Here is a 15,905-nt window from a genome sequence, read left to right as displayed (position 1 = left end):
CAGATGAACATAGACAGTATTCAAAATGGTATCGTACTTGATCACATTGCTGCAGGCAAGGCACTCCAGATCTATAATGACCTGCATCTCGACAAGCTGGACTGCTCCGTAGCAATTATCAAAAATGTCAAAAGCCAGAAAATGGGTAAAAAGGATATCTTAAAGATAGATCAGGATATCGACATCAACCTTGATGTCCTTGGATATATCGATCCGGATATCTCCGTTAATATTATCCGTGACGGAAAACTGGTGGAAAAGAAAAATATTGAGCTTCCGGAACGTCTGGTAGGTATCAAGAAATGTACCAATCCGCGCTGTATAACCTCAACCGAACAGGGAATCCAGCATATCTTTAAGCTTACAGACAGAGCACACCGGATTTATCGTTGTATTTACTGCGAAGCAGATAAATAATTTTACTTGCTATTTACTTTTCGCAAAAATATGCTATAATCTAGAAGTTATCTGTGCGGTAAAGTATCGAAAAAACGACAGAAATTTTAACCGGACTTTTTAAATATGTTTATAAATATTTAGAGGTGCAATATGGAACAATATGTGATCAAAGGCGGTCAGCCTCTTGAAGGAGAGGTAACTATTGCAGGTGCAAAGAACGCAGCTCTCGGAATCCTTGCTGCTGCTGTAATGACCGATCAGGAAGTTATAATAGAAAATGTACCAAATGTAAGAGATACCCGTGTCCTTCTTCAGGCAATTCAGGGTATTGGTGCGACAGTACGCTACATAGACGAACATACCGTATCCATCTGTGGCGCCGCTATCAATCCAAACAGTGATCTGTGCGTAGATGATGAATTCATCCGTAAGATTCGTGCATCTTACTATCTGTTAGGTGCATTACTTGGAAAATACAAGCACTCTCAGGTTGCATTACCTGGTGGCTGTGATATTGGTGCAAGACCGATCAATCTTCATATAAAAGGATTTGAAGCACTTGGTGCACAGGTTGATATTACAAATGGAACCATCTCCACTTATGCCGAAGAACTGATTGGAAGCCATATTTATATGGATGTTGCATCCGTTGGTGCAACGATCAATATTATGATGGCTGCAGTTCTCGCTGAAGGTAAAACCACCATTGAAAACGCAGCAAAAGAACCACATATTGTCGATGTTGCCAACTTCTTAAACAGTATGGGCGCAAATATCAAAGGTGCAGGAACTGATGTCATCCGTATCCGTGGTGTTAAAGAACTTCATGGTACTACTTATTCCATCATTCCGGATCAGATCGAAGCCGGTACATTTATGGTAGCCGCTGCTGCAACAAAAGGTGATATACTGATCAAGAATGTAATTCCAAAACATCTGGAAGCTATCACCTCCAAGTTGAACGAGATCGGTGCTCATGTAATTGAATATGATGACTCTGTAAGGGTTATGTCTGATAAACGTTTGAAACCAACCAATATCAAAACACTTCCTTATCCGGGATTTCCAACGGATATGCAGCCGCAGATGGCTGTAACACTGGCACTTTCAAACGGAACCAGTATTGTAACAGAAAGCATATTTGAGAATCGATTCAAATATGTTGCCGAGCTTGCCAGAATGGGCGCTCACATCCGGGTAGAAGGCAATACCGCTATCATTGATGGTGTAGAATCCTTCTCTGGTGCAAATGTAGCTGCTCCGGATCTTCGTGCCGGTGCTGCTCTTGTGATTGCTGCATTAGTTGCAGATGATTTTTCCGTTATATCAGATATTAAGTATATCCAGCGTGGATATGAGAAATTTGATGAAAAGATCCGTGGTCTGGGCGGAAAGATCGAAAAAGTTGATACTGACAAAGATATTCAGAAATTTAAATTAAAAATCGGATAAATATACACATGAAAAAAGAGATGCCTGCTCCACTATATCGGTCAGCATCTCTTTTTATTTTCAAATCAACAATCACATTTTCGCAACCAAATATTTTTGGCCTGTCCCGCTGTCCTATTTTCTATTCCAACCTATATGTTCTATATTGTACGCACATCCAATTTTTTCTGTGAAATCACTAATTTTTTGACGAAAAAGGGGTTTGTTTTTTCTGAGATTATGGTAAACTAAAATCAGTATTGTATTTTTTAGGTTTATATATTTTTATCACAAAAATCGAATCGTGCATTTATATACAAAGGAGAGCATCATATGAATAACAAACGGCTAAGTAACAGACCATACCGATCCGCCATACTGGCGATCGCAGCACTTATCTGCTGTCTTGTGGTCTGTCTTTTCATGAACAGCGGACTTTCTGATGCCGCAGGAAAATCCGGTCATATCAAAGATGGAGTAACGAATGTTTATTTCCGTGATGCCCCCGGCGGCAATCCTGTAACGGATCACGGCAGTAACATTATGTTAAATGGGGGTCACAAGCTTACAATCCTGAACACCTCAAACAGCTCCTGGTATAAAGTATCCCTTGTTTATAACAAGACAACCTATACCGGCTACGTATCCGCTTCATATGTCACTATCGACAAAACAGACTCTTCTGATAAAAACAATACAACAGCAACGACAGAATCCTCAGGGAAAAAATCCGACAAAGATTTTGAATCCTATATGAATGATCAGGGATTTCCGGAAAGCTATAAGGCACAGCTCCGGGAACTGCATGAGGCTCATCCATCCTGGACTTTTAAAGCTGTCCAGACAGGAATCGACTGGGATGATCTTGTAGATAATGAACGAAACAAATCCGGTCAGATCAAAAATCTGGTTCAGGGAACCAGCAGTTATCCACGCTACAACTGGCGTTCCACGACGATCGGTTACAACATCAAAACCGATACATGGGCATCCTTTGATGGTAACTGCTGGTATGCCGCATCGGATAAACTGGTCTCCTATTATCTGGATCCCCGTGTTTATCTGTATGAACGGTTCGTATTTGCATTTGAGAATCTCTCTTATGAAGATTCTCAGTCCAAATCCGGCGTGGAATCCATTTTGAACGGAACCTTTATGTACAAATCCAAGCCATCCGGTTCCAACAGTACATATTCCGAACTGATCATCAAAGCCGGAAAGGCAGTCGGTGTCAGCCCATACCACATTGCCTCCCGAATCAAACAGGAGGTTGGCTCATCACTCAGTTCTGCCACAAATGGAAAGCATTCCGTATATCCGGGAATCTATAATTTCTATAACATCGGCGGTTTCGACAGCGTAACCGGAAACGCCGTTACAAATGCACTTAAATGGGCATCCTCCGGTTCTACCTACGGAAGACCGTGGAACACCGTATACAAATCCATCTATGGCGGTGCTCAATACATTGGAAATAATTACATTCTGCAGAAGCAGAATACTTTGTATACACAGAAATTCAATGTCACAAATACCTCCGCCTTATACTCCCATCAGTATATGACCAATGTTCAGGCGGCTTCCTCTGAAGCCTCTAAGGTATACGATGCCTACAGTGGCGCAGGCACACTGAACAATTCAATCACATTCTGTATCCCGGTATACAAAAATATGCCGGATACCATGGTCAGCAAACCGGCAGACAGCGGCAATCCAAACAACTATCTCAAATCACTGAGTATTGATAACTATTCCCTGACACCAACATTTGCAGTCAATACAACAACCAAGTATTCCCTGATCGTATCAGAGAAAACAAGTTCTGTTACGATTTCTGCAAGTCCGGTCAACAAAAACGCTTCCGTATCCGGAACAGGAAAAGTCAGTCTGTCAAAGGGTACGAATACAGTAAAAATTACAGTAAAAGCCCAAAGCGGCGCAAAACGTACTTATACATTAACGATCGTCCGTGGTAAATCTTCCGGTAATTCCGGCTCAGATCCTGAATTTGATGGTAACTATACTGTATCTGACGGAACCATAACAGGCGTAGCGGTATCAACCACCGTATCTGCATTTGTCTCCAATCTTGGATGTACAAACGGAACTGTCAGTGTAAGGACTTCATCCGGTGAAGAAAAGACATCCGACCGTATCGGTACCGGTGACATTGTAAAAATAACTGTTTCGGGCAATACCAGCACCTATACCGTTATTATCTTCGGTGATGTAAATGGTGACGGCATTATCAATGCACTGGATCTGTTAAAGATACAGAAGCATATTATCGGCGCTTCTACCTTAAAGGATCCATACCTGAAAGCCGCAAATATCAAACGAAGTGGTATGTTATCTGCTCTCGATCTGTTAAAAGTCCAGAAATATCTGATGGGCGCAGCACAGATCATGCAGCAGTAAATGAATAGATGATAAAATACAGGAGATATATAAAATGAAAACAAGAAAAAAATTAGCAGCATTATGTATGATCTTGGTTCTGGGATTAAGCTGTCTGGTATACGGAAACAGCATACACTCCTATGCAGCATCTACCCAGTTCTCGATCTCGCTTTCATCCTCATCCATTCAAAAGGGTGGTTCGGTTACAGTAACCGTATCGATCAGTTGTTCTGAAGCACTGGGCGCTTACAGCTATTGTCTGTCCTATGATTCCTCCTTACTGGAATATCAGTCCGGCGATGGCTATGGCGGAGGTGGAACCGTATCCTGTGCCGGATATGGCGATGGAAATATTACTTCTGCTTCCAACAGCTTTACATTTTCTGCTATAAATACAGGATCTGCCTATGTCAGTACGGGAAGCTCCGATGTCTATACATGGGGCGAAGAACATGCCGGAGCATCAGATGCAGGTGCTACGATCACAATAACAGCCGCTGGCGGCAACAGTACAACAGAAGCAACGACCAGCGAACCAAATACAACAGACACCCCGGCTACAACAGAAACAAATTCTTCCGAATCTACAACAGAAGATACGACAGACACTTCTTCCGAGGACACAACGGAAGATACCACAGAGGAAATGTCTGATAACTGTTATCTGTCTTCGATCCAGATCACACCAGGTGAATTAAAGCCTGAATTTGCAAAAGATACATATACTTATGAGACAACCGTTCCCGGAGATACCACAAGCCTTGTGATCAATGCGATCCCGGAAGACAGCAAATCATCCGTTTCCATTACCGGAAATGAAGATTTTGAACCGGGAAAGACCTCTCATATCTCTATCAAGGTTACTGCGGAAACCGGCGATAATCATATCTACGACATTGCGGTTAATGTGGAAGAACTGGTAGATACAAGAGCGATCATCCAGATTGATGGAAAAGATTATTATTTTACAGAAGATTACAGCAAGCTTACTATTCCTGAAGGATTTGCCGAAATAAAAGAGAAATATAATGATACCGAAATCATTCTCTATCAGTCTCCAAACGGACTGGTTAAATGTGCTTATCTGACAGATAAGGACAGCAAAAACGGAGCATGGTATATCATTGATACTACCGCAAAATCTGCGGTTCCATTTATCAATGTTGCATCTGCTTACAAAAGCTTTATCATTCTGACAGCCGGCGAAGACGTTACAGTGCCGTCGGGTTACACGGCTTTCACCTATAAGTTTAACAAAAATTCCGTAACCGCCTATCACAAATATGAAGATGATACGATCCTCGTAGTATATGCCATGAGTCCGGACGGTGAACCTGGATGGTTCTACTATGATACCGTTGAGAAAACATTTACCCGATTTGTCGCTTCAGCAGTTCCAACAGAAGCAGTCACGACTGCTTCTGCGACAGATGCCAACAATGGTTCTTTCTTTGATCAGCACAAGGACAAGGTTATCACTATATGCATCATCGTGATCGTAGTTATGTTCTTCCTGATCATTATCCTCGGAATCATGCTGATCCGGGTGATCAAGCAGGGACTTCCTGACGATGATCCTGACGATGATCCTGATGGTGATGCAAGCAACGGTTCCGATAACGATACCGACGACAATGCAGGCAATGATTCCGATAACGATACCGCTGACAACGCAGGCAATGGTCCTGATAACAATACAAGCGGCGATGCCGAAAACGTTCCCGACAATACCAGCAATAATGCTGCCGATGATACACCAGACAACACAGATCACAACACAGGCAATGATACAGGTATCGATACTGATAATACCTCGGATGATACTGCTTCTGCAAATGATACAAAGTCAGAAGATACGATAGCCGCTGCTGTTGTTCTGGACGAAACGCCAGCAGAAAATGCCGATGATACAAACAACCAAAAGCCTGCGGACATTCCGGTAACAGATGGCATGACAGAGCTTACTGCTAAGCCATCCGTAAAAGCTGAAGATGTCACTTCCACCAGATTAAGCAGCGAAACTAAAAAAGCAAAGGAAGAAAAAGAAGCAACTCCGGCAGATAAAATCATCAAAAAGGCGGCTCAGTACTCTTCCATGAATACGGCTGACCTGTCAGAGGTATTCAATATGGCAGAAGCGATCGTGAATCACGAAGAGCCAAAGAAAAACACCGGCTCCTTGCAGTTTAAGCCGATCAAGCAGAATGTACCGGATAGTAAAGAAGAAAAATAAGACCTGACGAGAACTGTTACTTTCTGAGTAAGGTTTCTAATCAAGTTTGCATATTATTTGTTACATTAAAACTGTTCATTGTGTACATTATTTTATGCAAATATAAAAAAGCCTGTCGAGAGTTTGCAGCATCTGAATAAGGTTTCATAATCCATAGTGCAGCCGACTGAGTTTCATTCAATTTTGTGCCATGTCGTCGCCGCAAAAGTTTTTATTGCGGCAGAGACATGTGCATATAAAATTGAGTGAAACAAAGGCAGGCAAACGTGATTATAAACCTTATTCAAAAGTTGCAAGCCCTCAACAGGCTTTTTATCTATACCTCTTATAAATATGCCTTCAACATATCAACTTTGTCGAGTCTCTCCCATGGAAGGTCGAGGTCAGTTCTTCCGAAGTGTCCATATGCTGCTGTCTGCTTGTAGATTGGTCTTCTGAGGTCAAGCATCTTGATGATTCCGGCTGGGCGAAGATCAAAATGCTCACGGATGATCTCAACCAGCTTCTCATCGGATACCTTTCCTGTTCCGAATGTGTCTACCATGATAGATGTAGGTCTGGCAACACCGATCGCATAAGACAACTGGATCTCACATTTATCTGCAAGTCCTGCTGCTACAATGTTCTTTGCTACATATCTTGCTGCATACGCTGCGGAACGGTCAACCTTTGTACAATCCTTTCCTGAGAAAGCACCGCCGCCGTGACGGGCATATCCACCATAAGTGTCTACGATGATCTTACGTCCTGTAAGTCCACTGTCACCATTTGGTCCGCCGATAACGAATCTTCCGGTTGGATTGATAAAGAACTTGGTATCTTCATCTACCATATCAGCAGGAAGAACTGGATCAAATACATACTTCTTGATATCTTCATGAATCTGTTCCTGTGATACTTCCTCGCCATGCTGAGTTGAGAGAACTACCGCATCGAGTCTCTTTGCTTTTCCATTCTCATCATACTCTACTGTTACCTGAGTCTTACCGTCTGGTCTGAGATATGGAAGTGTTCCATTCTTTCTTACTTCTGTCAGTTTTCTTGCAAGCTTATGTGCAAGTGCGATCGGATATGGCATATATTCCGGTGTTTCATTTGTTGCAAATCCAAACATCATACCCTGATCTCCGGCGCCAATCGCTTCGATATCATCATCGCTCATCAGATGCTCTTTTGCTTCTAATGCCTTATCAACACCCATTGCAATATCTGCTGACTGCTCATCAATTGCTGTGATAACACCACAGGTATCACAGTCAAATCCGTATTTTGCTCTGTCGTATCCAATCTCACGGATCGTCTCACGAACGATCTTCTGAATGTCTACATATGCTTTTGTTGTAATCTCACCCATTACAAGTACAAGACCTGTTGTGATCGATGTCTCGCAGGCAACACGGCTCATTGGATCCTGCTCCATCAATGCATCCAATACTGCATCGGAAATCTGGTCACAGATTTTATCCGGATGACCTTCTGTTACTGATTCTGATGTGAATAATAATTTTTCCATCATTTCCTCCTTGTATAAATACTATCTATAGTTACTGCCATGCGTATTCGTTCACATAGCTTTTGATTTTTCTTTTTTCAGACAAGTTATCCCCACCTGGTTTTATGCAAAAGAAAAATCCGCTCTGAGCGGATTGATAAAATCAAACCTCTCATTGTTCGACGTCTGCATATCACAGACTCGCTCAGGAAGGCACCTTCCATACAGGTCTTTCTTTCACCTGTTCCGGGGTTGCCATGGCTTCATAGTCCCTTATGACTCCACCATTCTGAATAAGAGCATTTATAAATATTTATTTGTATTCAAACTGCAATGCAGTTCTGAAACAGCTATACTCTAACTGATATATTTCCATAAGTCAATAGGTAATTTCTGTTTTGCGACAAAAATTCATTAAAGCTATCCTATAAAACCGCCTTGCTGAGCAGGTATAAGATGAGCAAATGTGCCGGATAGAACACATAAAATGTATATTTAAGAACTTTATTCTTCCGACCATACTCTCCGTTGTACAGACTGATCGGCAGGATTGCCAAAACTGCATAGAGCTGCCTTATTCCGTAAAACAGGAAATACAGCACTGCCGATACGATTGCAAACCCCATATTCTGACGCAGCTTCCAGCCAAACGGATAATGTCCGGTCACAAGACCGGCATTTCTGAATACTTGTTCCGCCGTGTCATCCTTGGTCGAATAATAAATTAATACGATCAGAAGAATGCCCGCCATTCCATAATCAAAATGCAGAGCCTCTGAAACTACCATAATGACAACAATTCCGATGACTGCGCCTATCTGATTCCATTTTGCTACTTTTCCAAGATAAAGCACAACCAGCCCCGCCGCAAGTGTAAAGAAAATATTCTGCTTCTGCAAATCAAATACCTGTCCGGTCGATGCCAGATCAAATGGAACTTCCGAAATCAGCGCAAACAAAAAAAGCCGGATAAAATATTTTCTGATATCCGACGTATGCCTGTACCCTTCTACCAACAGGAATGCGAATATAGGAAATGCGAGCCGTCCTACAGCCCGCATTATCCAGTTATTATTCATTAGAACAAGTCCTACATGGTCACATAACATAAATATGCACGCCAGAAGCTTTAACTGATTTGAAGTTATCCCTGTCTCTGTCCTCTTATCCATGTTTTCCTTAAATTCTCTTACGAAGTGCCTTTGACAACCGATCCAGTTCCTCATTGTCTGACTGACCCGGAACCCATGTAACTGTAACCGTATCCTTAATGAATCTTGGCACAAGATGCATGTGAAAATGGAATACTGTCTGTCCTGCAGCAGCGCCATTGTTCTGAATAATGTTCAGTCCGTCAGGATTTAATTCCGCTTTCTGAGCCTTGGCAACCTCTGTCGCAATCGTAAAGATCTTTGAAGCAGTATCCGCGTCCATGCTATATATATCATCATAATGTTCTTTTGGTATAATTAAAGCATGACCTTTATTTGCAGGATTTACATCAAGTATTACTCTACATATGCTGTCTTCATAAACTGTTGCTGATGGTATCTCACCATTTGCAATCTTGCAAAAAATGCAATCGTCCTTACCCATAAAAGTTTCCTCCTTAATTGCTTTTTCCATTTTACTCCATTATGTGATATTTTACAAGCTTTATGTGGTTTGGAAGGTTGCATAAGCCTTCAGATCTTCCTCAACCCGTTGTTTGATTTCGTTTATAATCTCCTGACATTGTTTTTTCTTCATTCCTGCCTGCACTCCTACTGTCAAAAGCTCCGTTTCTCCCGGATCTTGTCCATTTCCATCAACAGATGTTGTATGCTCACCATAATAGGTTGTGCTATACGTCAGATCATATGCCGGACTCAATCTCCATGTTTCTGATTCAGTATCATATACAAACGAAAAATTCTTTGAATGATCATCCCTGTTATGTGCAAATACATTAAAACACATTCTGCGAAACATATTTTCAACATCCATTTTATTATCTTGCGTCATTATTCTTGTTAATTTCATCAGGTCATGGTAGTCCAGACTTGGCTGGTTAAAATCAAGTTCTAACAACGCTGCCGCCGTTGCCATATGAACCTTGCTTCCATCCATTTTTCTATCAAATCTCCGGGTTCCAAAGTATCCTGCATGTCGCTGCGATGGAAACAACCTTGTCTCACTCATAACGATTCCACATTTTTTTGCACAGACCGAATAATCATATTCCATTTGTCCAATATCTGCCCTGTCAACATGTGCTGGAAATTTTATGATCCAATCTTCCCCATCTATCCCCGTCATGATCTTTGGCCTTGCTCCGCCGCTGGTTCCACCAAGCCCATATAATTCATCTAGTTTATCCGAATATTCTGTATTCAAAAGCAGCTTTTCGGTCTGCTGTTAACACCATCGTTCCCACCAAACGATCCTCATAGCAAACCTGAAGCATCCTATCTTCTATTTGTCTCATTCATAACCCTCCTGAATATCCTTGTACGGAACCCGTGTAAACAGTTCCCGAAGCTCATCTGCTATATCCAGTGCAACCGCGATCCGCGTCAATCCCAACAGAGAAATCTGTCCGGTTTGCTCAAATCGTTTGATTGATCCATAGCTTACGCCACTTTGTTCCGCTAACTGCTGCTGTGACAACGATCTACGCTTTCGTATATTGCGAACTCTTTCTGCCAATTTCTTATCTAATTCATCCGGTGTCTCCCATACAAAAGGTTCCATGTCTCTTTACCCCGCAAATTATTTATATAGATAATATTTTATCTATATATCCGTAATTTTTATTATAATTGATAATATATTATCCATATTTATTATATACTATTATCTTATCACTGTGAACTACCCATTGTCTAAAGCCAATGGGCTTCCTGCTTCATAAACCTCGTTACCTACTATCTCCACAGGCGTTAATTCGGACAGTCCCTGCCCTATTTATTTTTTTCTTATGCTATTTGTCTTAGTCCTTCTGCCAGTATATTTTTTGCAGCATTGATATCCCTGTCATGCTTTACTCCACAAACCGGACATTCCCATTTCCTTACCGACAAATCTCTTGTTTCTATATTCTGATACCCACAAACAGAACATATTTGACTGCTGGCATAAAATGAATCTATTTTGATGTATTTCCTGCCATTCCATTTTGCCTTATACTCTAACTGTCTTGTCAGCTCATACCATGATACATCACTTATGGCTTTTGCCAAATGATGATTTTTTACCATGTTTTTTATCTGCAGATTTTCTGAAACTATCACTTGGTTTTCGCTGATAATCTCATGTGACATCTTGTGTAAATAATCTTTTCTGGTATTTGTTATTTTCTCGTGGCATAATGCTATCTTTTTCTTTATTTTGTAGTAGTTTTGGCTTCTTTTTTCTTTGTGTGCTAACTGTCTTTGCAGCTTTATCAGTTTCTCTTCGTATTTTCTGATGATTTTTGGATTTTTATATTTCTTTCCATCAGAAGTAATACATAACTCTTTAATACCTAAATCTATTCCTGTATTTTGATTTGTATGTGGCAGTTCCATGTGTTCTGTTTCCACTAAAATCGATACATAATATTTTCCACTCGGAACTTGTGATATCGTTGCCGATTTTATCTGCCCACTAAAACTTCTATGCAGTTTTGCTTTTACATCTTTTAATTTGGGCAGTTTTACTCTATTACACTTGAAATCTACTGTTATATTACCATTTGTAATATTTGTTGTATATGACTTATGATTGTCGTGTTTGCTCTTAAATTTCGGATAACCTGCATGTTCCTTAAAAAATTTCCGGTATGCCGCATCCATATTATAAATCGTATTTGTCAGAGCAAATTTATCCACTTCTTTCAGCCATTCGTATTCTTTCTTTAATTGTCTGTTGCAGTAATTGTTACAGTCAGTTTTACTAACTGATTTTTTCTCTTTCTCATATACTTCTTTCCGGTATGCCAGTGTCTGATTATACACAAAACGGCAACAGCCAAATGTTTTTGCAATCTGTATTCTCTGTTCGCTATTAGGATATATCCTATATTTGTATGCTTTTAGCATCCACTGTCACCACCTTTTTACCCTTGGTTTTCTATATATTTTCTCAGCATCTCTTCTGAAACATTTCCTAAACTGCACGCAAAATATCCGTCCGTCCAAAAAGTATGTTCTCTCCAGAAATGTTTTCGTAAATAATTGGGATATCTTTTCCAAATATGATATGTTGTATAACTTTTCATCAGATTTACTATTTTACTGATAGACATTGTTGGGTCTGTTTTTTGATTTCCATGTTCCCATAACCCAAGTATAACACAAGCCACCACTTTCGGCTACCTTAACCCACCGTCTAAAGCCAGTGGGATTGCGGTAGCCCTATTTCAAAAAATGAAATGTACTTACAACCAGTCGGATTGGCATGAAACATATCATGTATTTTTCATGCCGATCCAACTGTCTATAAGCACATCTCATTAATAAAGCATCTTATAAAATGTATTCTTTCTGTCATTTGTCTGTGGAAATTCTGTTCTTGCATGTCTGACTGCCCCGGGATCAATATCTGCGACACGCAGCTTCTCACTAACCCGAACTGATACATCCCGCCCAAGCCAGTCATATACATGAGAGCCCGGAATATAGTGAAGCCCATCTCCATCTCCAACCCGGTTGACTGCGATCACATATGCCTGATTCTCGATCGCCCTTGCCTTCAAGAGTGTTTCCCATTGTTCCGCCCTCGTTTCCGGCCAGTTTGCGATCACCATGATAACTTCATACTGATCTCTCATTGCAGAGAAAATCTCCGGGAAACGAAGGTCATAGCAGATATATCCGCCTATCCGGATATCCTTTATCTGTGCCTGTACAAGTTTTTCTCCTGCCCGATATACCTTATCCTCACCGCTATATGAAAATGGATGGATCTTCGCATAATCAAGTACCACTTTTTCTCCATCCACAAGCACCAACCGGTTCTCGTAAGCCTTTTCTTTCATTTCATCATACACCAGGCTGCCATCTGCCATAACCGCACGAATATACCCAAATGCCATCGACATCTTATATTTTCTGCTGTTCTCCATAAAAAATGAAACACTGTCCGGGATGTTATCCGCATCCCAGCTTTCCGCATACAACCATGGCCGCATCGTGAATCCTGTCAGTGTCATCTCCGGAAATACCAGAAGCTCTACTCCATTTGCCCTTGCTTCTTCCATAACTTCAAGGCAGCGTTTCTTTGCTTCTTCCCTATTCTCAAATCCAATATTCAGTTCTGTAACTCCAACTCTAAGCATAGCCGCCTCCTGATTATGTTTATTTTATAAGAGTTTTACTGCTGCTTCTGCTACTGCTTCTCGTTTAATCTCTTCAATATCATCTGCCATTATCTCCCGCAACGTATCTTTCCAGTACATACCAACACGCTCCTTCCAATTATCTATCTTTTCTACATTTGCTTTCGTCATTACCTGTATAACCGCCTCCGCAAGCTGCCTCTTCCGCTCCGGCAATTGTTCTGACTGCTTTACAACATTCTTGTACTGAGCTGGTGTCAGGCGTTTTGTCAAAGACCGCAGCCACACCTGTTCATCCTCAGCCAATTGATCTGCAGTTACGATCTGCGTATCAAACAGGCTTCCACTTATATAGTAAATGCCTGACTGTCTTTTTTCAACCTCAAAGCCACTTTTTTCAAGTTCTTGCAGTAATTTTACAGGACAGATATCCCGAAAATTCCAGATATTCCGCATCTTCTCTAAATTCCAACTGTATCGCACAATAAAATGCCGGATGCCATTGAATTATTTCTTTCTCATCCGCAGTTTTATGATTCGCTCTTTCTTTTGTCATTCAAACTCCTTTCAAAATAGGTTTACAATACAAAAACCGCCGGCGGAAAGAAGTTCTTTTTTAATCAAATAATATTATCCTTAACCATTCTATGTCATTACAAAAAACGATCCTCCGGAACAAATATATTCTGGAAGATCGTTTCAATTACAGTATTCATATAGTCTGCATTTCTGCATAATATACAGATACTCAGGCTGTATAATTTTGGGTATATTATATTGCTCTTTCCGGCTTTTAGATTGCCTTGATCTTTACATTCTTGCTCAGTCCGCATTTACGGAAAAGCTTCTCATATGTACTAAGCTTGCTCTTTGGTACTTTGACTGTTGTCTTTGACGTAATACCGGCAAATGCATTCTTGTTCACCGTTTTGGATGTAAGCTTCGTGGATTTGATCTTTAAAACCTTTAAATCCTTGCTGTTGGCAAAAGCATATGATCCAATTTCTTCAACTGATTCATCAAGGATAATGTACTTTAAATCCTCTGTACCAGCAAATGCCTTGGAGCCAATTGTTTTCACAGAATTACCAATTGTAATGGATTCACAAATATTTTCATCTTCACAATAGGAGTTCAACTCCTTAAATGCATTTTCCCCGATTGCTGTTACCTTATATGTTGTATTTCCAAATTTAAAACTTTTTTTAACTTTTTTTGATGACTCACCATAAGGTACGATTATATCCATGTTATAGTATACACATGTTACGGTTTCTTTCCCTTTCTTGCTTCCAGTGATGCGAAATACATAATAATCAAATTTCCCATCATCAAATAAAGTAATATACTCGCCGGTTTTCATCGGTTTTGTCTTCTTACTTTTTATTTTTATTGAACGATCTATCTCCTGATCATAATAAACACTAGTTTTTTTACACCCTCTGCTATAATAACTTCTGTTAGTTTATTTGAACTGCAATCAATACGATCACATAAAGGACTTGCACTAAAATCCAATTTTGTTAATTTATTGTGATAACAATCCACATTGCGTAATGACTTATTATAACTGGTATCCAGACTTGTCAGTTTGTTATATGAACACAACAGGTTAGAAAGCCATTCATTATATCTCAAATTCAGTTGTTTCAGATTATTGCAACTACAATCCAATTCAATCAGTCTTGTATTCTTGGTAACATCCAGCTTTGTCAGTTTATTATCTCTACATTTTAATAAACTTAATTTTTTATTTTTTGTCACATCTAATTTTGAAAGCTTATTAAACGAACAATTTAATACTATTAAATTTTGATTTTTGCTTATATTCAAGTCTGTAAGTTTATTGTCATAACAATCCAAATATTTTAACTTGGAATTTCTGCTAACATCCAGCTTCGTCAATTTATTGTTCCTACAAGACAAATATTCTAATTTGGAGTTTTTGCTAACATCCAACGTCGTCAGTTTATTGACATCGCAATCTAATTTTACTAACTTTGTATTTTTGCTGACATCCAACGTCGTCAGTTTATTGACGCTGCAATATAATTTTACTAACTTTGTATTTTTGCTGACATCCAACGTCGTCAGTTTATTACCAGCACAATCCAACGTCTGTAACTCTGTAAATATATTGATACCGGTCAGACTTTTACATATATAGCCACCTACTTCACTCCCAGAACCCAAATATATTGTCTTTACGCTCTTAATCTCTGACTTTGACAATACACCATCCTTATTCATGTCGATATTCTCAGAAATATATTTCCGAAATTCTTTATCCGGGAAATTCGTTGAATTGATCTTCACATCCCCCTGAGCTGCATCAACTTTCCTCATTCCTGCATTACTAAATAACAGTGGTACTGCCACCAAGGCTGCCAGGCCTCCGGCAACCATCAGACGTTTTATTTTGTCTGCAATGCCAATTTGTTCATTTGTTTCTTGTTTTTCATATTGTCTCTCCTTCCAATTTCTTCTTTTTACTCCGGGTTGATGCAAACGCAGAAAGACCCGGAACGGGATAATCTCCTATTATCCTGTTCCAGGTCTTTGACTGTCGTTCTATATTTTATCGCATGCAAAAAAGCGCTATTTAACTGTGCTGTGCTAAAAAATTTTTCACCGACTGCCCATACGAGAGG

Annotated in this window: 15 protein-coding genes and 1 riboswitch; of the genes, 4 read left to right on the top strand and 11 right to left on the bottom strand. The window is 40.1% G+C overall.

The window, feature by feature from the left end; translation table 11 throughout:
• Positions 1–3 precede the first annotated feature (3 nt).
• From DXA07_RS12445 to DXA07_RS12430, 4 genes are all read left to right on the top strand, one after another.
• Positions 4–417, top strand: a complete 414-nt coding sequence (locus DXA07_RS12445) for an aspartate carbamoyltransferase regulatory subunit (RefSeq protein ID WP_008400467.1) — start codon at positions 4–6, stop codon at positions 415–417.
• Positions 418–549: 132 nt separating this feature from the next.
• A complete protein-coding gene (locus tag DXA07_RS12440; RefSeq protein ID WP_021944022.1) occupies positions 550–1,851 on the top strand; it encodes a UDP-N-acetylglucosamine 1-carboxyvinyltransferase in 1,302 nt (433 codons plus the stop codon).
• 312 nt (positions 1,852–2,163) lie between these two features.
• Positions 2,164–4,248, top strand: a complete 2,085-nt coding sequence (locus DXA07_RS12435) for a dockerin type I domain-containing protein (RefSeq protein ID WP_118484826.1) — start codon at positions 2,164–2,166, stop codon at positions 4,246–4,248.
• A gap of 34 nt (positions 4,249–4,282) precedes the next feature.
• Positions 4,283–6,463: a cadherin-like beta sandwich domain-containing protein gene (locus tag DXA07_RS12430; RefSeq protein WP_117822526.1), complete on the top strand. Its 2,181-nt coding sequence runs from the start codon at positions 4,283–4,285 to the stop codon at positions 6,461–6,463.
• 325 nt (positions 6,464–6,788) lie between these two features.
• Here DXA07_RS12430 and metK read toward each other — a convergent pair whose 3' ends face one another.
• The 11 genes from metK to DXA07_RS12375 form a co-directional block, all read right to left on the bottom strand.
• Positions 6,789–7,976, bottom strand: coding sequence for a methionine adenosyltransferase (gene metK, locus DXA07_RS12425; RefSeq protein WP_117808553.1), 1,188 nt, complete (start codon positions 7,974–7,976; stop codon positions 6,789–6,791).
• Between the two features lie 148 nt (positions 7,977–8,124).
• A riboswitch (SAM riboswitch) is annotated at positions 8,125–8,255 on the bottom strand.
• A 125-nt stretch (positions 8,256–8,380) separates the two neighbouring features.
• Entirely contained in the window at positions 8,381–9,127 is a 747-nt protein-coding gene (locus DXA07_RS12420; RefSeq protein ID WP_118484824.1) for a TraX family protein, read from the bottom strand.
• Between the two features lie 7 nt (positions 9,128–9,134).
• The gene (locus DXA07_RS12415) at positions 9,135–9,551 is read right to left on the bottom strand and encodes an HIT family protein (protein WP_021944027.1); all 417 of its coding nucleotides are present in this window, start codon (positions 9,549–9,551) and stop codon (positions 9,135–9,137) included.
• A gap of 60 nt (positions 9,552–9,611) precedes the next feature.
• The gene (locus DXA07_RS12410) at positions 9,612–10,331 is read right to left on the bottom strand and encodes a HipA domain-containing protein (RefSeq protein WP_347559494.1); all 720 of its coding nucleotides are present in this window, start codon (positions 10,329–10,331) and stop codon (positions 9,612–9,614) included.
• Positions 10,332–10,418: 87 nt separating this feature from the next.
• Positions 10,419–10,688, bottom strand: coding sequence for a helix-turn-helix domain-containing protein (locus DXA07_RS12405; protein WP_118484820.1), 270 nt, complete (start codon positions 10,686–10,688; stop codon positions 10,419–10,421).
• A gap of 224 nt (positions 10,689–10,912) precedes the next feature.
• A complete protein-coding gene (gene tnpB / locus DXA07_RS12400; RefSeq protein ID WP_118484818.1) occupies positions 10,913–12,016 on the bottom strand; it encodes an IS200/IS605 family element RNA-guided endonuclease TnpB in 1,104 nt (367 codons plus the stop codon).
• Positions 12,017–12,033: 17 nt separating this feature from the next.
• Entirely contained in the window at positions 12,034–12,279 is a 246-nt protein-coding gene (tnpA, locus tag DXA07_RS12395; RefSeq protein ID WP_279220254.1) for an IS200/IS605 family transposase, read from the bottom strand.
• Positions 12,280–12,429: 150 nt separating this feature from the next.
• Positions 12,430–13,254, bottom strand: coding sequence for a nitrilase-related carbon-nitrogen hydrolase (locus tag DXA07_RS12390; protein ID WP_118484816.1), 825 nt, complete (start codon positions 13,252–13,254; stop codon positions 12,430–12,432).
• 24 nt (positions 13,255–13,278) lie between these two features.
• Positions 13,279–13,710, bottom strand: a complete 432-nt coding sequence (locus DXA07_RS12385; RefSeq protein ID WP_118484814.1) for a hypothetical protein — start codon at positions 13,708–13,710, stop codon at positions 13,279–13,281.
• Between the two features lie 337 nt (positions 13,711–14,047).
• Positions 14,048–14,617 (bottom strand): leucine-rich repeat domain-containing protein, encoded by a 570-nt coding sequence (locus DXA07_RS12380; RefSeq protein WP_118484812.1) that lies wholly within the window; start codon positions 14,615–14,617, stop codon positions 14,048–14,050.
• 38 nt (positions 14,618–14,655) lie between these two features.
• The gene (locus tag DXA07_RS12375) at positions 14,656–15,633 is read right to left on the bottom strand and encodes a leucine-rich repeat domain-containing protein (protein ID WP_182427547.1); all 978 of its coding nucleotides are present in this window, start codon (positions 15,631–15,633) and stop codon (positions 14,656–14,658) included.
• Positions 15,634–15,905 lie beyond the last annotated feature (272 nt).

It is taken from the genome of Clostridium sp. AM54-37XD, from assembly GCF_003478225.1.
Classification (GTDB): domain Bacteria; phylum Bacillota; class Clostridia; order Lachnospirales; family Lachnospiraceae; genus Coprococcus; species Coprococcus ammoniilyticus.
This window is presented reverse-complemented; position numbering and strand designations above follow the sequence as displayed.

Bases quoted from the DNA above. Each gene is read 5' to 3' on its own strand.
- DXA07_RS12445 (WP_008400467.1), top strand. From the start codon at position 4: ATGAACATAGACAGTATTCAAAATGGTATCGTACTTGATCACATTGCT.
- DXA07_RS12435 (WP_118484826.1), top strand. From the start codon at position 2,164: ATGAATAACAAACGGCTAAGTAACAGACCATACCGATCCGCCATACTG.
- tnpB (WP_118484818.1), bottom strand. From the start codon at position 12,016: ATGCTAAAAGCATACAAATATAGGATATATCCTAATAGCGAACAGAGA.
- DXA07_RS12405 (WP_118484820.1), bottom strand. From the start codon at position 10,688: ATGGAACCTTTTGTATGGGAGACACCGGATGAATTAGATAAGAAATTG.
- metK (WP_117808553.1), bottom strand. From the start codon at position 7,976: ATGGAAAAATTATTATTCACATCAGAATCAGTAACAGAAGGTCATCCG.
- DXA07_RS12440 (WP_021944022.1), top strand. From the start codon at position 550: ATGGAACAATATGTGATCAAAGGCGGTCAGCCTCTTGAAGGAGAGGTA.
- DXA07_RS12380 (WP_118484812.1), bottom strand. From the start codon at position 14,617: ATGAAAACCGGCGAGTATATTACTTTATTTGATGATGGGAAATTTGAT.
- DXA07_RS12415 (WP_021944027.1), bottom strand. From the start codon at position 9,551: ATGGGTAAGGACGATTGCATTTTTTGCAAGATTGCAAATGGTGAGATA.
- DXA07_RS12420 (WP_118484824.1), bottom strand. From the start codon at position 9,127: ATGGATAAGAGGACAGAGACAGGGATAACTTCAAATCAGTTAAAGCTT.
- DXA07_RS12430 (WP_117822526.1), top strand. From the start codon at position 4,283: ATGAAAACAAGAAAAAAATTAGCAGCATTATGTATGATCTTGGTTCTG.
- DXA07_RS12385 (WP_118484814.1), bottom strand. From the start codon at position 13,710: ATGCGGAATATCTGGAATTTTCGGGATATCTGTCCTGTAAAATTACTG.
- DXA07_RS12390 (WP_118484816.1), bottom strand. From the start codon at position 13,254: ATGCTTAGAGTTGGAGTTACAGAACTGAATATTGGATTTGAGAATAGG.